Source organism: Aquimarina intermedia, from assembly GCF_008124785.1.
Lineage (GTDB): Bacteria > Bacteroidota > Bacteroidia > Flavobacteriales > Flavobacteriaceae > Aquimarina > Aquimarina intermedia.
In genome coordinates, this window is sequence record NZ_VNHU01000003.1 from 152,997 (window position 1) to 173,797 (window position 20,801).

16 protein-coding genes and 1 other RNA gene are annotated in these 20,801 nt (G+C 36.3%); 11 read left to right on the forward strand and 6 right to left on the reverse strand.

All coding sequences use genetic code 11. The features are described 5' to 3' along the window. Positions 1 to 52: 52 nt before the first annotated feature. The gene (gene pdxH / locus BD809_RS06070; protein WP_148782077.1) at positions 53 to 700 is read left to right on the forward strand and encodes a pyridoxamine 5'-phosphate oxidase; all 648 of its coding nucleotides are present in this window, start codon (positions 53 to 55) and stop codon (positions 698 to 700) included. Here the strand turns inward: pdxH and BD809_RS06075 are convergent. Continuing rightward, positions 689 to 2,914, reverse strand: a complete 2,226-nt coding sequence (locus BD809_RS06075) for an OmpA family protein (RefSeq protein WP_148782078.1) — start codon at positions 2,912 to 2,914, stop codon at positions 689 to 691. The two genes, pdxH and BD809_RS06075, sit on opposite strands and share 12 nt — an antisense overlap. A 371-nt stretch (positions 2,915 to 3,285) precedes the next feature. Here BD809_RS06075 and BD809_RS06080 point away from each other — a divergent pair, with 371 nt between their 5' ends. The 4 genes from BD809_RS06080 (at position 3,286) to BD809_RS06095 (ending at position 7,440) form a co-directional block, all read left to right on the forward strand. Continuing rightward, positions 3,286 to 3,771, forward strand: coding sequence for a SixA phosphatase family protein (locus tag BD809_RS06080; RefSeq protein ID WP_148782079.1), 486 nt, complete (start codon positions 3,286 to 3,288; stop codon positions 3,769 to 3,771). Then, positions 3,771 to 5,876 carry a polyphosphate kinase 1 gene (gene ppk1, locus BD809_RS06085; RefSeq protein ID WP_148782080.1) on the forward strand — a complete coding sequence of 702 codons (2,106 nt, stop codon included), beginning with the start codon at positions 3,771 to 3,773 and terminating at the stop codon, positions 5,874 to 5,876. Before BD809_RS06080 ends, ppk1 begins: the two co-directional genes overlap by 1 nt. Before the next feature lie 5 nt (positions 5,877 to 5,881). Next, positions 5,882 to 6,781, forward strand: coding sequence for a Ppx/GppA phosphatase family protein (locus BD809_RS06090; RefSeq protein ID WP_148782081.1), 900 nt, complete (start codon positions 5,882 to 5,884; stop codon positions 6,779 to 6,781). A gap of 110 nt (positions 6,782 to 6,891) precedes the next feature. After that, positions 6,892 to 7,440 carry a porin family protein gene (locus tag BD809_RS06095; protein WP_148782082.1) on the forward strand — a complete coding sequence of 183 codons (549 nt, stop codon included), beginning with the start codon at positions 6,892 to 6,894 and terminating at the stop codon, positions 7,438 to 7,440. Positions 7,441 to 7,476: 36 nt separating this feature from the next. Here BD809_RS06095 and miaE read toward each other — a convergent pair whose 3' ends face one another. Then, positions 7,477 to 8,058 (reverse strand): tRNA-(ms[2]io[6]A)-hydroxylase, encoded by a 582-nt coding sequence (gene miaE, locus BD809_RS06100; protein ID WP_148782083.1) that lies wholly within the window; start codon positions 8,056 to 8,058, stop codon positions 7,477 to 7,479. 77 nt (positions 8,059 to 8,135) lie between these two features. Beyond that, positions 8,136 to 9,905 carry a DNA polymerase III subunit gamma/tau gene (locus tag BD809_RS06105; RefSeq protein WP_148782084.1) on the reverse strand — a complete coding sequence of 590 codons (1,770 nt, stop codon included), beginning with the start codon at positions 9,903 to 9,905 and terminating at the stop codon, positions 8,136 to 8,138. Between the two features lie 196 nt (positions 9,906 to 10,101). Between BD809_RS06105 and rnpB the strand changes: the two genes are divergently transcribed. After that, positions 10,102 to 10,411: RNase P RNA component class A (rnpB, locus tag BD809_RS06110), an RNA gene on the forward strand. Between the two features lie 179 nt (positions 10,412 to 10,590). Next, positions 10,591 to 11,733, forward strand: a complete 1,143-nt coding sequence (gene bshA / locus BD809_RS06115; protein WP_148782085.1) for an N-acetyl-alpha-D-glucosaminyl L-malate synthase BshA — start codon at positions 10,591 to 10,593, stop codon at positions 11,731 to 11,733. An 85-nt stretch (positions 11,734 to 11,818) separates the two neighbouring features. On the opposite strand, the gene BD809_RS06120 is transcribed toward bshA, so the two are convergent. Both BD809_RS06120 and BD809_RS06125 read right to left on the reverse strand, forming a co-directional pair. Further along, positions 11,819 to 12,307 carry a hypothetical protein gene (locus BD809_RS06120; RefSeq protein ID WP_317130856.1) on the reverse strand — a complete coding sequence of 163 codons (489 nt, stop codon included), beginning with the start codon at positions 12,305 to 12,307 and terminating at the stop codon, positions 11,819 to 11,821. 89 nt (positions 12,308 to 12,396) lie between these two features. Then, positions 12,397 to 13,206: a DUF1338 domain-containing protein gene (locus tag BD809_RS06125; RefSeq protein ID WP_148782086.1), complete on the reverse strand. Its 810-nt coding sequence runs from the start codon at positions 13,204 to 13,206 to the stop codon at positions 12,397 to 12,399. Between the two features lie 162 nt (positions 13,207 to 13,368). Here BD809_RS06125 and BD809_RS06130 point away from each other — a divergent pair, with 162 nt between their 5' ends. The 3 genes from BD809_RS06130 to aroC all read left to right on the forward strand — a co-directional run bounded on the left by BD809_RS06130 (position 13,369) and on the right by aroC (position 17,986). Beyond that, complete coding sequence (locus BD809_RS06130; protein WP_148782087.1) at positions 13,369 to 13,851, forward strand: Lrp/AsnC family transcriptional regulator; 483 nt, start codon at positions 13,369 to 13,371, stop codon at positions 13,849 to 13,851. After that, positions 13,844 to 16,765: an FAD-binding and (Fe-S)-binding domain-containing protein gene (locus tag BD809_RS06135; protein ID WP_148782088.1), complete on the forward strand. Its 2,922-nt coding sequence runs from the start codon at positions 13,844 to 13,846 to the stop codon at positions 16,763 to 16,765. Before BD809_RS06130 ends, BD809_RS06135 begins: the two co-directional genes overlap by 8 nt. Positions 16,766 to 16,918: 153 nt before the next feature. Continuing rightward, a complete protein-coding gene (gene aroC / locus BD809_RS06140; protein WP_148782089.1) occupies positions 16,919 to 17,986 on the forward strand; it encodes a chorismate synthase in 1,068 nt (355 codons plus the stop codon). Between the two features lie 9 nt (positions 17,987 to 17,995). Here aroC and BD809_RS06145 read toward each other — a convergent pair whose 3' ends face one another. Beyond that, the gene (locus BD809_RS06145) at positions 17,996 to 19,231 is read right to left on the reverse strand and encodes an ABC transporter permease (RefSeq protein WP_148782090.1); all 1,236 of its coding nucleotides are present in this window, start codon (positions 19,229 to 19,231) and stop codon (positions 17,996 to 17,998) included. A 152-nt stretch (positions 19,232 to 19,383) separates the two neighbouring features. Between BD809_RS06145 and hisS the strand changes: the two genes are divergently transcribed. Continuing rightward, on the forward strand, positions 19,384 to 20,757 hold the full coding sequence (gene hisS, locus BD809_RS06150; protein WP_148782091.1) for a histidine--tRNA ligase: 1,374 nt from the start codon (positions 19,384 to 19,386) through the stop codon (positions 20,755 to 20,757). Positions 20,758 to 20,801: the final 44 nt, after the last annotated feature.

Here is a 20,801-nt window from a genome sequence, read left to right on the forward strand (position 1 = left end):
TTTTATAGTAAATTAGAACTGGCAGTAGTAAATTGCATTAAAATCACTAGTTATGAATCGAGACCTCACAGATTATCGAAAATCTTATAATAAAGGCTATTTAAATGAAGACGAGATTTCAGACGCTCCTTTGTCTATATTTTCAGATTGGTTTAAGGTGGCAGAAGAAGATGAAGCTATTGATGAGGCAAATGCTATGACCTTGGGAACTATTGGGTTGGATGGCTTTCCTAAAACAAGAATTGTATTATTAAAGCATTATGATGACAAGGGATTCGTTTTCTACACAAACTATACATCTGAAAAAGGAGAAGCTATTTCACATAACGGTAGAGTTTGTATATCGTTCTTTTGGCCAAGTTTGGAACGACAGGTTATCATACAAGGAATAGCTGAAAAAATATCCGATGAACAAAGTACAGCATATTACAAATTACGTCCAAGAGGTAGTCAGTTAGGTGCTTGGGTATCCGATCAAAGTGCGGTGATTGACTCACGAGCGGTATTAGAAGAAAAACTACAAATTTTAGAAACGAGATATCAAGGCAAATCAATTCCTAAACCGGATTTTTGGGGAGGATTTAGAGTTAAGCCTGTGTCGTTTGAATTTTGGCAAGGTCGCGAGAATCGTTTACATGATAGAATACGTTATACGCCGACTTCAGATTCGTCTTGGAAAATAGATCGATTATCTCCTTAAGTTTTGGGAAGTAGCAGTTGTAGTTGTTAGTGGCGGCATAATTATAAAGTTTGATCTTCTATTGATCTTATACTCATCCTCAGAGCAATCCTTACCATCACCACAGTTGTTTAATGGTTTGCTTTCGCCAAATCCTGTATATGAAAGAATGCGATTTGCAGTAATTTGGTTGCTTATCAAATAGTTGTATATTGATTCAGCCCTTTTCTTTGATAGGTTTAAGTTATATTTATAATCGCCTCTGCTATCAGAATGTGTTTCTATTTTGATAACCATGTTGGGATAACTGTTGATCATCAGATCAACAATTTTATTTAATTCTTCTTCTGCACGCGTTGTTATATTCCATTTATCAAACTCAAAATAAATCTCATCAAGAGCAATTAAATCACGAAGTGTTTTAGATAACTCTGTTGTAGATTGTATCGAGGCGATGGGAGCAGGGATTGATGGTTTTATGTCAATAGGGTTAAGACCCGTTGCCTGTGTTTGCTCAGATCCCTTATCATCACGTAAATCTTTCGGTGTAAAGGCTATATTTTTCATGGCTTGTTGCGAAGCTTTAAACACTAAACTTTCTGTGTTGGGGCATTTTAGATCCGTAATATCCAAGGCCAATTTAAAAGAATAAAAGTCAGGTAGCTTACATTGATTTATATAATTGTAGCCTTGTGATAACTTAATATCTTCATTCAGCGAGCCGGTAAATTCGGCAATTACAGGCTGATCTTCTATGAATAAATCTTCAATTTCATTAATTGTGGTACAGGATGCGTTAACCTTAACTTTGTACCTTATGGTAAAAGGCTCACTTTCCATGGTGACAAGTTTATCCGGAACCTTGAAATTTAGAGTATTGGTTGCAGGATCAAAAGATTTTTTAATTTTTCTCGGAGCTTCAATTGAATTTTCCACCAGAGAAACATTACTTGGAAGTTGATCTTTTATAAGTGTATGTTGAGCATCGTCATTACCATCATTAAAAATGGTTAAACTATAGGCAATTTCCTGATCGGGAGATACGGCATCATTAGGATAAACAAATGAATTATCAGCATAGCGGGACCGTTTGATCATGTGGATAGCAGGTTCATATATTTCAACACTAAAAGCTACGGCGGTAACCGAATAACCATCACTCTCTGTTAAGAGCCTGAAATTTGCTTGGGTCTGATTATTTCCGATAAAACTATTGCGTGTATTTTTAATGTCAAAAACATCAGCATCATATCCCAATGTATTGGAACTGGCAGGCTTACGTGTTCTTACATTCTTTCCATTTTCAGTAATATTAGCGTTAAAGAAGTTGTTCATCGGATTGCTACCATCAGTAATTCCTTTGAAACTATGGGACTCATTCGATTGCATTTGCAAACGATCTCCTTTTATTCCTTTATCTCCTTCAAAAGCTATGATACCTAATTTTCCATGAACAGCACCTTTTGGAATAGTTTGGAAATTATCAAAAGTAAATTCAACGGGAGCTGCCTTCGTGTCAATATTTACAAAACCATCGTAGACATAAAAACGTTTTCGGGTAGCTTTATCATCTTCATAAATCACAATCATCGTCCATCCACCAGCTAAACCATTACCTAAATTCTCATCGCTGTTAGATGCGGTAGTAGAAGCAGGTATATTGGCGACTGTATAGGTTCCTTGAGGGTTTGAAAGAGAAGTTACATAAGTCGTAATATCTTTGTAACACGAATATTGTTTGAATTCTGACCTTTCATTGGTATAATAATCATGTATTACCGTAGCGTTATCTAAAGATGTATAGGTTTGTGCATTTGGAAATTTTATTTTTACTGCGGTGATATCATTTTCACGAGTAGCATCAGCATAGGCAGCAGTCCAGTAGAGTCCAACATGTTTTATCGTAGCGCAAGGGTTTAGCAAGGTAAGATCTGCACTGCTAGAGTTGAATGTATCGGGATCATTATCAATATCGATAAATCCCATTTGGAATTGGTTATTTAACCCACCATCGTTATAATCCATCGTAGGATCAAAGGGTTGGGTGCCATCGTCATGATTGACCTTTCCAAGTATAGTATTAGAAACAAATTTAAAATCTCCTTTTAGCGTGAACTCAGAACGTTTACTTAATGGTACTTCAACTTGTCCAAAATGAAAGGTATAACAAACTATAGACACCAAAAGTGTTAAGTAAAAGTTTTTATTAGTATGTATCAGAGTTCTGGAGTTCATACCTATAGTATAGTATTCATATTCTAAGTATTGTTGTTTTAATATCTAACCAACAGTAACAACCTTTTTTATTATTGAATATTGTAAGTTAGCTGAGAGTAAAATTAGATTTTAACAATTAATTTTATAAGAAAAAAATCGCTTTTTCGACATAAAAGCGATTTTTATCGTTTAACGGTTTGTTAGTAGTCACTTCATTGTCAGATATTTAATAGGTATTAACAGGAATGTTTTATAAGTAGGTGTAAAGCCATCCGAATGTTATTTATTTGCCTAAATAATTATTTTTATTGCTTATTATTTAGAAGTGTGCTATCGAATTCTTAAACTTGTGTATCCAAAGTACAGTAGATTAAATTAGAAGCTGTTTTATGAAAAAACTCATCCTTATTCGTCATGCTAAGTCGTCATGGAAGTTTGATGTAACTGATCATCAAAGACCCTTAAAAAAGCGAGGTAAAAATGACGCTAAGCTTATTGGTAAACGTTTGCGTAAGCTTGGTATAACGGCGGATAAGATTATTTGTAGTGATGCAAAGCGAACGCAAATGACTGCATCGATCATTCTAGATGAATTAGAGATGAAGAATACGGATTTTTCATTAGATCATGCTTTATATGATTTTGAAGGCACTCATGTATTCGAGTCTATAAGAGCAACAAATGTTGAAATTGATACCTTGATGGTTTTTGGTCATAATTACGCATTAACTGCTTTGGCTAATACCTTAGGAGATCAGGTAATTGACAATATTCCTACAGCCGGGGTTGTAATAATTGAATTTGCAAATAAACGATGGTCTAGTATTTCTGTAGGAAAAACCTCACTAACACTTTTTCCTAAAGAGTTAAGATAATGCCAAAAAACTATAAAAACAAGTACATAAATAGGGAGTTAAGTTGGTTGCAGTTCAATGCAAGAGTGCTTCAGGAAGCTTCAGATGAAACTGTTCCTCTCTTAGAACGTCTGCGATTTATTGGTATTTTTTCGAATAATCTGGATGAGTTCTTTAAAGTACGTTATGCGACAATAAAGCGAATTGATTTAGCGGGTAAGGATGGGAAAAATGTTTTAAAAGGGCGGACAGCAAGTGATCTATTAGAGCAAATAACCAAGATTGTAATTAAACAACAATCTGAGAGCTTAAAAATTATTAATACCATTAAAAATAGATTGACGGATCACGGGATATTTATAATTAATGAGAAAGAGGTGTCTGCTGATCAGGATGCTTTTATTCGTAATTATTTTATCACCAAAGTCAGTCCGGCACTGGTAACTTATATTTTAAATGATTTAGAAGAGTTTCCTCATTTAAAGGATAGTGTAGCCTACCTTGCGGTACGATTAATTCTCAAAAATAAGTCCATAACTTCCGGTATTAGTGATAGTGCGATGGATATTGATCGCCGTGAGCGTATTTATGCTTTGATCGAGATACCTAAAAACACAGAACGCTTTGTAGTACTTCCCGAAAAAGACGGAAATAAGTACATCATCATGTTAGATGATCTTATCAGGTACTGTATGCACATCAACTTCAGTATTTTTGATTACGATACTGCAAAGGCGAACATGATTAAAATTACCAGAGATGCCCAATTAGATTTTGATAATGATCTTAGTAAAAGTTTTATTGAGAAAATATCCAGTAGTGTGAAATCACGTCGGGACGGAGAACCTGTACGTTTTGTATACGATAAGAATATTGATCAAAAAACTTTAGATTACCTAATGAATAAAATGGGAATTGACTATACAGATAGTATTATTCCCGGGGGACGCTATCATAATCGCAGAGATTATATGAACTTTCCTGATTTGAAAAATCCGGAATTGGTGTATCAAAATCTAGTTCCTTTACCAATTCCGGGATTAAGTCTTCAAGGGAGTTTATTAGACAAAATTGCGGAGAAGGATTTTTTACAATATACACCATATCACACCTTTTCATATACGGTTAAGTTTTTGAGAGAAGCTGCAATCGATCCGAAGGTGAAAACAATTAAAATTACTATTTATCGCCTTGCTTCAATTTCGCACATTGCAAGCTCCTTAATTAATGCTGTAAAAAACGGAAAAACCGTAACGGTTCAAATTGAATTACAAGCCCGGTTTGATGAAGAAGCAAATATTAAGTATGCCGAACAAATGCAACGAGAAGGTGTTAAACTTATCTTCGGAGTACCGGGACTCAAAGTGCATTGCAAAACTTGTGTTATAGAAAGAGAAGAAGAGGGAAAGTTGAAACGTTATGGGTTTATTAGTACAGGTAATTTCAACGAGTCAACAGCCAGAATTTACACAGACTATACCTTATTCACGACAAACGAAGAAATTTTAAAAGAAGCGAATAAGGTTTTTAAATTTTTTGAGATTAATTATAAAGTAACTCGGTATAAGCATTTATTGGTATCTCCACATTATACGCGCTCTTCGTTGATGAATATGATTAATGTAGAAATAGCTAATAGTAAAGCAGGAAAGCCTAACGGAATCAAACTGAAGCTGAATAGTTTGAGTGATTATGACATGATTGACAAACTTTACGAAGCCAGTTGTGCCGGAGTAAAAATTGACTTAATTGTACGAGGAATATGCAGTCTCATACCGGGTATTCCAAATATGAGTGAAAATATTAGAGCGATCAGTGTGATTGATAAATTTTTGGAACATCCAAGACTGTATGTTTTTGAAAATGGTGGAAATAAGAAAGTGTATATATCATCTGCCGATTGGATGACTAGAAATTTGGATCGTAGGGTTGAAATTTCCTGTCCAATCTATGATGAGGATATCAAACAAGAGCTTTTGGAAACTTTTCAAATTTGTTGGAATGATAATGTAAAAGCAAGGAAGCTGTCAGACGATCAAAACAATCAATATGTACGTAATAATAAAACAAAAATAAGATCTCAGGTAGCTACCTATGATTACTATGTTGAAAAATTAAGAAACTAATTACTTTGTTGACAATAGAAAAATATGGAGCCATTGATATTGGTTCAAACGCAATTCGGTTACTAATCAGCAGTGTTCATGAAGAGAACGGCAAGGAAACTCGATTTAAAAAAACGAGTCTTGTGCGAGTACCTATTCGTTTAGGAACAGATGTATTTATTTCAAAAAGAGTGTCTGATGAGAATATTGCCAGAATGATCGATACCATGCAAGCTTATCAACTGCTTATGCGAACACATAAAGTAACAAGATATAAAGCTTGTGCAACTTCGGCGATGAGGGAGGCAGAAAACGGAGTGGATATCGTTAATTTAATTGAGGAGAAAACCGGGATTTCGATTAATATCATTGATGGTAATGATGAAGCAGCAATGATTGCTATGACTGATTTACATCAGCTCATTAATACCGATGAAACCTATTTATATGTGGATGTTGGTGGGGGTAGTACAGAGTTTACGGTATATCATCATGGACATACCGTGACCTCAAAATCGTTTAAATTAGGTACCGTTAGGTTGTTAAACGATATGGAATCACCAGAAATATGGGAAGAAGTACGTGTATGGATCAAACAAAACCTTTCTCAATATCCCCGAGTGTATCTTATAGGTTCTGGGGGGAATATTAATAACATTTTTAAGAATAGTGGTAAAGCATTAGGAAAACCTTTATCTTATCTTTATCTAAGTTCTTATTATCAATTACTTAATTCTCTTACATACGACGAGAGGATCTGGGAACTCAATCTGAATCAGGATAGGGCAGATGTTATCATTCCTGCGACAAAAATTTATCTTTCGGCGATGAAATGGAGCGGAGCCAGGAAGATTTTTGTTCCTAAAATTGGTTTATCCGACGGAATCATAAAATCTTTATATCAGGATAAACTAAATAATCGTTAATTACAGAAGACTTGGTTTATATTCTTGTTAATATTGAATAATGTAAAAAATAAAAATGTCACCAGAAATAAGAACTAACGGTGTATATGATATAATTAAAACTAACACAAATGAAGCATAATTTACTTTTTCTTTTTATAACAATAGCATGTTTTACCTATTCTTCATACGCTCAAATGAATAGCTATGGGATGAGAATAGGAGCAAATTACAGCACGCTAAGTGCTGATAATATTCCGGAAGAATTTGACGAGAGCCGTATTGGGGTAGCCGTTGGTTTCTTTGCTGAAATTCCGCTAAACGAAAATTTGAGCCTACAACCGGAACTGCAATATTCAGCTCAGGGGAATAAACAAGAAAATTTTCGTATTAACTACCTTCAGGCACCCATCGTATTTAAATATGAGTTAAATCGTTTACTCAACATCCAATTAGGACCTCAAGTGGGTGTAAAGATTTGGGAATGGGAGGATAGAAATAATTATAAAACTTTTGATTTTGCAGCGGTAGCTGGAATAGGGGTCAATATTACTAAAAACATTTTTGTGGATCTGCGTTATGCACATGGTCTTAGCAATGTCATCGAAGAAGAGAATTTTGCTTCTATTAAAGATGGGAACAACAGAAATATTCAACTTTCTATAGGATATAAAATATAGCATCAATGTCTAAACATTTGTATAAAAAGAGACATTCTATCCATGAATTGTCTCTTTTTTGCTTAATGATTGCATAATTTCGGCTTCATAAATGAGTAAGTCCTGCCATTTTTGATCAACTTCTGTACGGTCGCCATAGGTTCGAGCGAAGTTCAAAAACATTGTATAGTGATTAGCTTCACTAACCATCAAGCTACGATAAAATTCTGCCAATTCCTGATCTTCTAATTCTTCTGAGAGTAATTTGAATCGCTCACAACTTCTAGCTTCAATAAGTGCAGCATATAAAAGTCGGTGTACCAATTGTGTGGTTCGGCTACCTCCTTTAGGAAAAAATTTCAATAATTGTAATACGTACTCATCCTTTCGATCCCTGCCTAAAACAAAACCTCTGGCAATAATCTTATCATGAACCATTTTAAAATGGCTGATTTCTTCTTTTACCAATTTTGTCATTTCTTGTACAAGTTCGGTGTATTCAGGAAAACTTACAATTAAAGAAATAGCGGTAGATGTTGCTTTTTGCTCACAATAGGCGTGATCGGTCAAAATCTCTTCAATATTTTTTTCTACGATATTGACCCATCTTGGATCTGTGGGAAGTTTTAAACCTAACATATATGATAATTTTAAAGCTGCTTTATAATTTGAATTTTCTACAAAGCAAAGATATTGAAATAAATGTTCTGCTGAACCTACAGGTCCAAATCAAAGGAAGAACGTAGCTTGTCTATTAATGGATTTTTTTCTCTTAACTTTTCATATTTATCCTGAGGCGTAAACGCATACTTTTTAGATAACTCCTCGTTGACATGAATATGGAGTGTTATGCCGTAATTCTCTAACTTTTTAAAAAGAAACTGCAGTAGTCCGGATTGTGCGTTTTCTAAATCAATCTTCATCGACTGATTGGGTAACGTAAGATGAATTTCATCTTCTTTGCTGGTTGGAATATTCATTGCGAACATAGAACCTAAAATACGTTCTCCCTTTTTATCTTGTAATTTGCCGTACTCCATCCATCGAGCTTGCATTTCGGCTTCAGTAAAAGGCTGATATGGCAAGTTTTTAGGATCAATAACTTTTTCAGCTTTCTTTTCCTGATGCTCCTTTTTCTTACGAATGCTGGTTAACGATAGCCCCGAAGTTCTTCGTTCTCTGGTAGGTTGCATAAAAGGAGGCGTTGTGTTAGTTTTGCTCTCCTGGGGTTTTGAAGGCCTTGAATCTTCTGAAGTCAAAGCAGATGCTTCCGGTTGAGATATTTCGGTCTTTTTAATCTGAGCAACAGTCTCTGTAGGTGCAACAGCTTCAGTTTTTCGTGGTGGTGTTACTTTTATGGGAGCAATTGCTTTATTGCGAAAATAGGAAGGAGGAATTATGTAGGGTTTGTCATTTTTTTTTTCTCCATTCTGAGTAAGAATAGAGGCAAGTTGCATGAGACATAATTCGACGAGAAGCCGTTGATTGCGACTCGTTTTGTATTTAAGATCGCAGTCGTTAGCTAGATCAATCCCTCGAATCAAAAATTCGGAAGAAACTTTTTGAGATTGTTCGTGATACTTTTGTTTTGTCTGATCTCCGACTTCTAATAATTGTATTGTTTCAGGACTTTTACAAACAAGAAGATCTCTAAAATGAGAAGCTAAGCCTGCAATAAAATGATGGCCGTCAAATCCTTGTGCAAGAATTTCATTAAATGAAATCAATAAGGCAGGAATATTATTCTCACTAATTAGATCAGTGGCTTTAAAGTATGTTTCGTAATCAAGTACATTTAAATTTTCTGTAACAGCTTGACGGGTTAGTTCTTTACCACTAAAACTAACTACACGATCAAATATTGATAAAGCATCACGCATAGCACCATCCGCTTTTTGTGCGATTATTTGCAATGCATCTTCTTCTGCGTTGATTCCTTCACTTTTGGCAACCTCCATCAAATGAAGTTTGGCATCTGTTACAGTGATTCTTTTAAAATCAAAAATTTGACAACGCGATAATATCGTGGGAATAATCTTATGCTTCTCTGTGGTAGCAAGAATAAAAATCGCATGCTTAGGTGGCTCTTCCAGAGTTTTAAGAAAAGCATTAAAAGCTGCTTGAGATAACATATGTACCTCATCAATGATATATACTTTGTACTTACCGACTTGTGGTGGTATACGAACTTGATCTATTAAGTTACGTATATCATCTACCGAGTTATTAGAAGCAGCATCAAGCTCAAAAATATTAAAAGCAAAATCTTCATCTGCATGATCACCACCATCCTGATTGATGGTCTTGGCTAAAATTCGAGCACAAGAAGTCTTACCAACGCCTCGCGGACCTGTAAATAATAATGCTTGTGCAAGGTGGTTATGATCAATGGCGTTAAGAAGCGTATTGGTAATCGCCTGTTGCCCAACAACATCTTTAAACGTCTGCGGGCGGTATTTTCTAGCTGATACAATAAACTGTTCCATCACCACAAAGGTAAAAATTGTACAGTCAATTCAAATTTTTATCTTTTGTTTTTCGGTATAATTATCAACAGTATAAATTAAGGTGGAGTTTATTTGACATTGCATAGTCAATTGGTTTACTTTTGCAGAAAGTAGACCACCTTATCGCTGTGTGCAGAACTTATTTCTGCAGCTGCTTCTTTTTGCTGCGAAGCTCAAGAGAAAAGGCTTTCAAATTAAGTTTGAAGCAAAGAGGAAAGTCCGGACACCGTAGCGCAGCATAGCGGGTAACGCCCGTCCGTTGCAAAACGAGGACAAGTGCAACAGAAAGTATGTACAGGTAATGCTGTAGTGAAACCAGGTAAACTCTATGCGGTGCAACGCCATGTAAACCAGCGCTCGAGGGTTGCGCGCCTGATGTTGGAGGGTAGGCGGTTTGATCCAATGAGTAATTATTGGACTAGATAAATGATAAGGAATTGTGCATTAGTACTCTACAGAATCCGGCTTATGGTCTACTTTTTTTATTATCTCACTTTACAGGTTTTTAATTTTCCCGTACCTTGTCGCAACTATAGTTTGTCGAATATTTTGTCAGTTTTCTGAGCAATAAACGACATCTAGGGAGATGATATTACCGAAGCACAAAATAGATGTTTATCGGTAAGGAGAAATTCTGAAATTTATAATCTTAAAAAATAAGTACGTGAAAATAGCTATTGTATGTTATCCAACTTTTGGAGGAAGTGGAGTTGTAGCAACCGAATTAGGAATCGCCTTAGCAAAGCTAAATCATGAAGTTCATTTCATTACGTATAAACAACCTGTCCGATTAGAATTATTGGGTAAAAACGTGCATTTTCACGAGGTGAATGTCCCTGAATATCCTTTGTTTCATTATCAGCCTTACGAACTTGCATTATCTAGTAAACTGGTGGACACTATAAAAAAGCATGATATCGATCTTTTACATGTACACTACGCTATACCGCATGCATACGCAGGATATATGGCAAAAAAAATGTTAGAAGAAGAAGGGATATGTGTACCGATGGTGACTACCTTGCACGGTACAGATATCACATTGGTAGGGAACCATCCTTTTTATAAACCGGCGGTGACCTTTAGTATTAACAATAGTGATGTTGTAACCTCTGTTTCACAAAGTCTGAAAGATGACACCCTACGCTTATTTAATATTAAAAAGGAGATCAAAGTTGTTCCTAATTTTATAGAAGCAGATGATCGTAAAACAAGTTTTACTGATTGTCAACGAGATATAATGGCCGAACCTCACGAGCGAATTATAACACATATCAGTAATTTTAGACCTGTAAAAAGAATAAGTGATATTATTGATATTTTTAATAATATACAGCAGGCTGTTCCAGCAAAATTGTTAATGGTAGGAGATGGACCTGAGCGATTACCAGCAGAGCAGAAGTGTAAAGATCTAGGAATCGAGGATCGTGTTGTTTTCTTGGGAAATAGTAATGAGATCGATAAGATACTTTGTTTCTCAGATCTGTTTTTGTTACCCTCAGAGCGTGAAAGTTTCGGATTGGCTGCGCTGGAGGCAATGGTCAATAAGGTACCTGTGATCTCAAGTAATGCCGGCGGAATTCCAGAAGTTAATTTGGAAGGTGTTTCGGGATATCTCAGTGAGGTAGGAGATGTAGAAGATATGTCAGAAAAAGCACTATTGATATTAAAGGACGATCAGACGTTGGATCGATTTAAAGAAGGAGCTTTTCAACAAGCTATGAAATTTGATATTTCCAATATCGTCCCATTATACACAGACTTGTACGAAGAGGCTTTGGCCACCTTCGAAAAGTGTAAATCTTAAACAATAAAATACATTTAAATAAAATGGCTGCTTCACAAAGTAGAAAGCAGCCATTTTTTATGTATTAGAAATGTTGTAAGCGTTCTTAAAACTGATATCGAGCACTTAAACCTATGTTGAAATTTACATCATCGTTGTTGTAATCGTCAAAATACACTTCAGGTCTAAAATCCAGCGATATCAATAGCGGAAAATCAAAATTATACTCAATTCCCACGGTACCGGTCACAAAGCCAAAGGAGTCGGTGTCATCTCTTCTCAGATCATCATCATAATCGATAATACCACCACCAATACCAGGTCCTACGTACCAGTTAAGTCCGCCCTCTATTGGGAATACCCACTCGTATAAACCGGTTAGCTTTACGGCGTTATAAAAACTCTCACCTTGAGCACCTAAATTCAGTTCGATTCGGTTATCAGGACTTGTTGCAGCTTGGTATGATGCCTCAGCCCAAAAACCATTACTGTCACTTAAGCGTAGTCCAAGCGCATGTTTTGAAACTTCTTGAGATTGCATGGTTGTGAAACCTCCCAAGGTTAATGCGAAGATTAATAAAACTTTTTTCATCATTATGTTTGATTTTTTAATATTCAAATATAACGTCACAAATCGGGTTTTAGTAAGTCAGCGATATAAGTTTTTGTTAATTTGTTAGGGTATTATTTTTGCAGATTCATATCTGTACTTTCAAAAATCTTATCAGCGGAGTTAGCTATAAATCCGGTAAAGAGCTCTCCGTTGTTTTTTTTATATCGAAACGCAAACTCATAATAGCAAGATGTTATATTATAAGTTCCTTCAGCGAATTGAACGGGAATAATATCAGCTAAAATACTGGACTGTTCTAAAAACTGCTTTGCATTTCCTTTAATTTCGCCCCCAGAAGTGTTCATTTTAAAACCATGCTGTTTTAAAAACTCATTAACTTCAGATAAGGTTGTAAAGGTATTAAGCTTGTTGACATCTACTGTAAAGTGATTGGAGCAAAAACCATTGACATACATCCACGCTGCGTATTCAGATTCCTCTTGTAGAGCTGTATAAGTTTTATATGATGGCGTGTCCCAAACTCTACCTTTTAGAATCAATTCGTTATCCGTAAAAACTGACGGACTAACACTGTCTAAAGTTTCTTTAATATGTCGTTGTAAATCTTCAGAAAACTGATCTAATAACAATTCACTTATAAAGATCTTGGGTGCATTGCTGTCCGTTGGATGCTCAAAATGTTTTGCATACAATTTTTTAGCTTCAAAATGATACTCACCTTTCGTTTCATAGCCCATAGCCAAGAAGGGTTTGGCAATAACTGTGATATTGGTGCGAGGATCATCAAAAGTTCTGATAGCGATATGATCATTATACACCATATTTCCTTCTTTTTGCAAGAGTGTTTTTACTTTTTGAGCTGATGGTGTTTTTTCACTATAGGCATCCCAAAGTTTTTCAAAGAATGAGGCAGTATTCATAGGTTTCTATTTTTTGTTTCTTACAAATTTATTAGTTTTGATATTTTAAAACATTAAAAAATACTTAATTAATTGTTTAAAGTTATTTTTTGTGTCAATTTGATGATGTTTATTCCTTAAAATCGTAATTTTGATTTTATTAAAATATTTTTTCAGAAGTGTATGGATCATTTTGATTACATCGATCAACAAATTTTATTGCAAATAAGAAAAGATGCACGTAAGCCCTTTTCGCAAATAGCAGAAGAGCTTAAGGTTTCAAACTCTTTGGTGCATCAACGTATTAAAAAACTGAAGCAGCAAGGAGTTATAAAGAATGCTGAATTTATCGTAAATGAAAAGCAAATTGGTTACAGAACCAAATCTTATGTCGGAATACGGTTAAGAGAAGCCCGGTATGCTGAAGAAGTTGTTCAGGGATTAGAAAAAATAGAGGAAATAGTAGAATGTAACTATGTGTCCGGATATTACGCTATATTTATATTGATTTATGCTTTCGATAATCAGCATTTAAGGAAAATTCTTTATGAACAAGTGCATAAAATCGATGGGGTTGCAGGAACAGATAGCTTTATTTGTTTTGACACCAATTTTAAAAAACCTATTTCACTAGATGCTATAGTTAGCAAACATGCTCATGATTGATCGACCGTTATTAGATACCCTAAAATCCAGCCTCGAAGGTGATTTCAAATTCGATAAACTCTCTAAGGCTTTATACGCGACAGACGCTTCGGTATATCGCAAAATTCCGTTGGGCGTAGCATTTCCAAAACATAAAAAAGATCTACAAACTTTGCTGGCGTTTGCCAGAGAGCATACCATAGGATTGATTCCGCGAACTGCGGGTACTTCCTTGGCGGGACAATGTGTTGGCGATGGTATTGTTGTAGATGTTTCCAAACACTTTACCAGCATACTGGCGTTAGATGAGAAGAGCAAAACGGTTACGGTGGAGCCGGGTGTGATACGCGATGATCTTAATAGGTATTTAAAACCCTTTGGATTATTTTTCGGACCCAATACGTCCACCTCTAACCGATGTATGATCGGAGGAATGGTTGGTAATAATAGTAGTGGAACTACGTCCATTCAATACGGAGTTACACGGGATAAGGTGGTTGCTCTAAAAACGCTACTATCTGATGGAACCGAGGTCCGATTTTCGGATGTGAGTATTACAGAATTTCAAGATAAATTGAAGCTGCAAACGCTGGAAGGAGAAGTGTATCGTACAATTTATAACGAATTGTCGCCTACAGTCGTACAACAGAGAATTAAAGAGTTATTTCCCAAACCTGAAATTCATCGTCGCAATACAGGATATGCGATTGATGAACTGTTAGCTACAAATGTTTTCATTGACAGTGATGTGCCTTTTAATATGAGTACCTTATTAACGGGAAGTGAAGGGACCTTAGCATTCACCACAGAGATAACCTTGCAATTGGATTCGCTTCCACCAGCCGAAGGGCTTATGATAGCAGCGCATTTTAATAGTATAGAAAGCTGTCTGCAAGCAGTAGCGCCTGTGATGCGTCATACTTTATACACTTGTGAGATGATGGATAAAACCATTCTTGACTGCACAAAAAATAATATCGAGCAGCTTAAAAATCGGTTTTTTATACAAGAGGATCCGGAAGCAATCCTAATGATCGAAATCAGAGATGACTCATTAGTAGCTTTAGAAGAGAAAAAAGAAGCTATTTTGACAACATTGGCTCTGGAAACTCAAAATTATGCACAACCTGTGCTTACCGGGAGTCAAATTGATCAGGCTCTGGAGCTTCGCAAGGCGGGTTTGGGGTTATTAGGTAATCTAGTGGGAGATAAAAAAGCCGTAGCTTGTATAGAAGATACTGCAGTTGCAGTGTCAGATTTAGCAGATTATATCAACGAGTTTACCGCGCTGATGAAACGTTATGGTCAAAAGGCTGTGTATTATGCTCATGCTGGCGCCGGAGAATTGCATTTGCGTCCAATATTGGATCTCAAAAAAAGCGAAGATGTAAGGTTGTTTAAGCAAATAACAGATGATGTTGCAGAGCTGGTCAAAAAATATAAAGGATCCATGAGCGGAGAACATGGAGACGGAATCGTTCGGGCAGGATATATTCCGTTTATGATTGGTGCCGAAAACTACGAACTGATTAAACGGATCAAACATAGTTTTGATGCGCAAAACATTTTTAATCCCGGAAAGATTGTAGATGCCTATCCGATGGATAAAAATTTAAGATACGAGGTTGATAGAGAAGAACCGATAATTGAAACCTTTATGGATTTTTCGGATTCTCAAGGAATCCTGCGTGCTGCCGAAAAGTGTAACGGGAGTGGGGATTGTCGTAAATCGGTTGAATCAGGAGGTACTATGTGCCCCAGTTATCGTGCTACCAAAGATGAAAAAGATACGACTCGTGGTAGAGCTAATACATTGCGAGAATTTTTGACAAATTCTGAGGAGGTTAATAGATTTAACCACAAAGAGTTGAAAGAAGTATTTGATTTATGTATCAGTTGTAAAGGTTGTGCCAGTGAATGTCCTTCAAATGTTGATGTGGGCTCTCTGAAAGCTGAATTTGAGTATCAATATCAGAAAGTAAATGGCACTTCTTGGCGAACTAAACTTTTTGCTTACTCAAATGCTTTAAACAGTTTGGGTAGAACAACCACAGGGGTTACAAATTTTATGTTTAACAATTCGGTTACCTCCGGGCTAATCAAATTCATGTTTGGTATTGCCAAAGAACGCAGCTTACCCTTACTAAGCAAACAATCCTTACGTAGTTGGTGTGCTAAAAACTTGGATGTGCTTCAACCCAAAAGACCGCTCAAAACTGTATGCTTGTTTGTTGATGAATTTACCAATCATTTAGATACTTCTATAGGAATTGATGCGATTCTCTTACTAACTACTTTAGGCTATAAGGTGCAGATCGTAAAGCATAAAGAGAGTGGGAGAACTTTTATTTCTAAGGGTTTATTAGAACAAGCCAAAAAGATCGCCAATGCTAATGTAAAGATTTTTCATCCTTTAATTTCGTCAACTACACCCTTACTGGGAATCGAACCTTCAGCAATTTTGACTTTCAGAGATGAGTATTTACGTCTGGCTGATGATAAAGAAAAGGCTAAATCAGTTGCAGATAATAGTTTTGTGATTGATGAGTTTTTATTCAGCGAAATAGAAAAAGGCATTATTACTTCAGCTCAGTTTACCCAAGAAGCACGAACTATAAAAATTCACGGACATTGTCACCAAAAAGCATTATCCACTATTCAGACTACCTTTACAGCACTAAATTTACCGGAGAATTTTAATGTTACTATCATCCCTTCAGGATGTTGTGGTATGGCAGGTTCTTTTGGGTATGAAAAAGAGCATTATGATATCAGTATGAAGATTGGCGAACAGACCTTGTTCCCTGTAGTGCGCAAAGCACCTGCAGATACAATTATTGTAGCCTTAGGAACCAGTTGTCGACATCAAATTGAAGATGGTACACAGCGAATTGCGGTACATCCGGTAACAGTTCTTAAAAATGCACTTCTATAAACCTTAGTGTAATGACGCAAGGTTATAAATCAACTAATGAAAATGATGTATGATATATACTGTAATTCAACTTTCAAATTTCCGCTAGACTTTACAGAAAAATATACTTTGATCTAAAGATTACTTGCTACATTTGTTACAAACTTTTAGATTATGGCGGGTAATACGTATGGAACTGTTTTTAGAATTACAACTTTCGGAGAATCACATGGTGTAGCAATTGGAGGTGTTATTGATGGTTGTCCTGCCGGAATCACTTTAGATTTTGAAGCAATACAGCAGGAACTAAATCGTCGTAAGCCTGGACAATCTGCTATAGTTACGCAACGTAAAGAACCGGATACAGTAGCGTTTTATTCCGGTATTTTTGAAGGAAAAACTACCGGAACTCCGATAGGTTTTGCCATAAAAAATGCAAACCAAAAGTCAAAGGATTATTCGCATATCAAAAATTCCTTTAGACCATCGCACGCAGATTATACCTATACACAAAAATACGGTGTTCGAGATTATCGCGGGGGCGGAAGATCGTCGGCTCGAGAAACAGCCAGTAGAGTAGTGGCCGGAGCAATCGCTAAACAAGTGCTAAAAGACATTACATTTAACGCTTATGTAAGCGCTGTGGGACCTCTAAAAATTGAAAAACCGTACGATCAACTTGATTTTGCAGAAATAGAAAAGAATGACGTGCGTTGTCCGGATCCGGTGATGGCTCAGGATATGGAAACCTTTATCAAGCAAATTCGAAAGGATGGAGATACTGTTGGAGGTGTGGTAAGTTGCGTGATTTCGGGAGTACCCGTAGGATTAGGGGAACCTGTTTTTGATAAACTCCATGCCGAATTGGGTAAAGCGATGTTATCTATCAACGCAGTAAAAGGTTTTGAATATGGTAGCGGCTTTGACGGAGCACAGTTACGAGGTAGTGAACACAATGATTTGTTCAATACTGACGGAACCACAAAGACAAATTTATCTGGTGGTATACAAGGCGGAATCTCTAACGGAATGGATATTTACTTTAACGTAGCGTTTAAGCCTGTAGCTACCATTATGCAGGATCAGGATACGATTAATGATAAAGGAGAAGAGGTGGTGATGCAGGGTAAGGGCCGTCATGATCCATGTGTGGTACCAAGAGCTGTGCCCATTGTTGAAGCTATGGCAGCCTTAGTTCTAGTGGATTTTTACTTACTCAATAAAACAATTAAGTACTCATAATATCAGATCTTATTCATATCGTAAGGATTCGATAGGATCTTGTTTAGCAGCCTTTAAGGCAGGATACAATCCGGAAAGTACGGCGATTAAAAATGAGATCGTCGTTGCCGAGATGATTGCCAACCAAGGGGTGCTGAATTGAAAATCGGCAGCCATGGATATTCCGCCACCAATTAAAATACCAAAAATAATACCTATAAAACCACCAATCTGTCCGATAATTATGGTTTCCATAAAGAATTGACCGGCAATGGTGTTCTTTTTTGCTCCCAAAGCTTTGCGTACCCCAATTTCGCGTGTGCGCTCCGTCACCGATACCAACATGATATTCATAAGAGCAATCGACGATCCGAAGATGGTGATAATACTTATTATCCAAGCGGCAATGTAGAGATATGTGGTGATATCAGCAATACGATTAAGAAGATCATCACTACGTTCAATTCCAAAATTATTATCTTCAACAGGATTAAGGCGTCTTATCTGTCTAAAAGTAAGCGTTGCGGCATCCTGAGCTCCTTCCATATACTGCTTATCATCAACTTTGACACTGATAGTATAATCAATATTGGCTAATGTAAAAATGGACCGAGCTAGTTGCAAGGGTAAGAGTACTCGTAGGTCTTGATTATTTCTAAACGTAGCCCCTTTACTTTCGAGCACCCCAATCACTTTGAACTTGACACCTCGAATACTGATTGTTTTTTGTAATGCACTTTCGTTCTTAAAAAGATTCTTTTTAAAATCAGAACCAATTAAACACACCCGATTGTTATTTTGTATATCAAAGAGATTAAAGTTTCTTCCGGCTTCAATTGCTGTACCTGTATTATCTAAATAATTTTCATTGACACCCAACACCTGGACTTCCGGATCTGTCTTTTCGTTTTCATATTTAACTTCCGCGGTACGCGTACCTATAAAAGAAATTGAGGTTTGAGAAAATGGATATTCGAACCGATCGTTGAACTCACGTACATTTTTATAATCTATGATGGGATTTATTTTTTCGCGTTGTCCATTTCTCACTGTTTGAAACTCGTAACGTTGAATATTAAAGGTATTTGCACCCATTGAAGCAAAATCTCCTGAAATAGTATTCTCAAGTGCACCTACCAAAGTAAGAATTCCTACCAGGGCTGTGATGCCGATTGCGATAATCAAAATGGTTAATATCGTACGTAAAACCTGCCCTTTGATAGAATCGATAGCAATGCGAATATTTTCTCTAAATAGTGAGAACATAGTAAAAATGATGTTTAGTTACTTCATAAGACTATAAATGTACCTTAAAGTTACCATAATTTTGATTTTTCTGTGGTAATGTTAAAGTCTTTACCTATAGCATACGGGATTTTTCTTTGGTTTTTCTGATATTTGCAGCCTTAAACACGATTATGGCACAAAAACCATCTATACCAAAAGGAACACGAGATTTTTCACCCTTAGAGGTCGAAAAGCGAACATATATTATAGAAATAATAAAGCAACAATTCAAATTATTTGGTTTTCAACCTATTGAAACGCCGAGTTTTGAAAATAGTGATACCCTAATGGGAAAGTACGGAGAAGAAGGCGATCGTCTTATCTTTAAAATACTAAACAGCGGAGATTATTTATCCAAAATTGATGATGCGTTATATACTGCTAAAGACAGTTTGAAAATGACATCAAAAATTAGTGAAAAAGCATTACGATACGACTTGACCGTTCCTTTTGCTCGGTATGTGGTACAACATCAAAACGAAATAGATTTTCCGTTTAAGCGCTATCAGATACAGCCGGTGTGGCGAGCAGATCGACCTCAAAAAGGTCGTTTTAGAGAATTTTATCAGTGCGATGCAGATGTTGTAGGGAGTAATTCACTGTTACAAGAGGTAGAATTTATTCAACTGTACGACCGCATTTTTACGCAGTTGGGATTAGATGGAGTGACTATTAAAATGAATAACCGTAAAATTCTATCCGGAATTGCTGAGGTTATTGGCGCTAGTGACAAGCTTATTGATTTTACAGTAGCGTTGGATAAATTGGATAAGATAGGTGAAGCAGGTGTGAAGAAGGAAATGATGGAAAAAGGTATTTCTGAAACCACTATCCAAAAAGTACAGCCGCTCTTTAATTTTGAAGGAACCAATGATGAAAAAATTGCACAGCTTAAGAAACTTTTACAGGACTCGGAAGAAGGTAGTGCCGGGGTAGAAGAGTTAGCATATATCACTTCTTTTATAAAAACGATGCCTTTAACCACAGCCACGCTCACCTTGGATGTAACCTTGGCACGCGGACTTAATTATTATACGGGTGCTATTTTTGAAGTGGCAGCACCCGATACCGTAAAAATGGGATCTGTTGGTGGCGGTGGTCGCTATGATGATCTGACCGGTATTTTCGGACTCAAAAATATTAGTGGCGTAGGAGTTTCTTTTGGTTTGGATCGCATCTATTTGGTACTTGAAGAACTCGGACTCTTTCCGCAGACAGTTACAGCCACCTCAAAAGCCTTGTTTATTAATTTTGGAGACAAAGAATCGCTGTATGCATTACAAACGATTGAGCGATTAAGAGTGGAAGGTATTACCGTAGAATTGTATCCGGATAGTGCCAAAATGAAAAAACAAATGGGATACGCAGATAAGCGTAGTATTCCTTTTGTAATCTTAGCCGGGACTAAAGAGATTGAGGGTGAAAACTTTACTGTTAAAAACATGCAATCAGGGGTGCAGGAGACGTTAAATTTTTCTGAATTAAAAGCAATATTAACGCAATAAAGATGTTACATTGCTAGAATTATTTAATTTTATTATCATTATAT

Coding starts and splice junctions, on each gene's coding strand:
- ppk1 (WP_148782080.1), top strand. CDS start 3,771: ATGCCAAAAAACTATAAAAACAAGTACATAAATAGGGAGTTAAGTTGG.
- BD809_RS06120 (WP_317130856.1), bottom strand. CDS start 12,307: ATGATGAAAAAAGTTTTATTAATCTTCGCATTAACCTTGGGAGGTTTC.
- aroC (WP_148782089.1), top strand. CDS start 16,919: ATGGCGGGTAATACGTATGGAACTGTTTTTAGAATTACAACTTTCGGA.
- pdxH (WP_148782077.1), top strand. CDS start 53: ATGAATCGAGACCTCACAGATTATCGAAAATCTTATAATAAAGGCTAT.
- BD809_RS06095 (WP_148782082.1), top strand. CDS start 6,892: ATGAAGCATAATTTACTTTTTCTTTTTATAACAATAGCATGTTTTACC.
- BD809_RS06130 (WP_148782087.1), top strand. CDS start 13,369: ATGGATCATTTTGATTACATCGATCAACAAATTTTATTGCAAATAAGA.
- BD809_RS06135 (WP_148782088.1), top strand. CDS start 13,844: ATGATTGATCGACCGTTATTAGATACCCTAAAATCCAGCCTCGAAGGT.
- BD809_RS06125 (WP_148782086.1), bottom strand. CDS start 13,206: ATGAATACTGCCTCATTCTTTGAAAAACTTTGGGATGCCTATAGTGAA.
- BD809_RS06105 (WP_148782084.1), bottom strand. CDS start 9,905: ATGGAACAGTTTATTGTATCAGCTAGAAAATACCGCCCGCAGACGTTT.
- BD809_RS06075 (WP_148782078.1), bottom strand. CDS start 2,914: ATGAACTCCAGAACTCTGATACATACTAATAAAAACTTTTACTTAACA.
- BD809_RS06080 (WP_148782079.1), top strand. CDS start 3,286: ATGAAAAAACTCATCCTTATTCGTCATGCTAAGTCGTCATGGAAGTTT.
- BD809_RS06145 (WP_148782090.1), bottom strand. CDS start 19,231: ATGTTCTCACTATTTAGAGAAAATATTCGCATTGCTATCGATTCTATC.
- miaE (WP_148782083.1), bottom strand. CDS start 8,058: ATGTTAGGTTTAAAACTTCCCACAGATCCAAGATGGGTCAATATCGTA.
- hisS (WP_148782091.1), top strand. CDS start 19,384: ATGGCACAAAAACCATCTATACCAAAAGGAACACGAGATTTTTCACCC.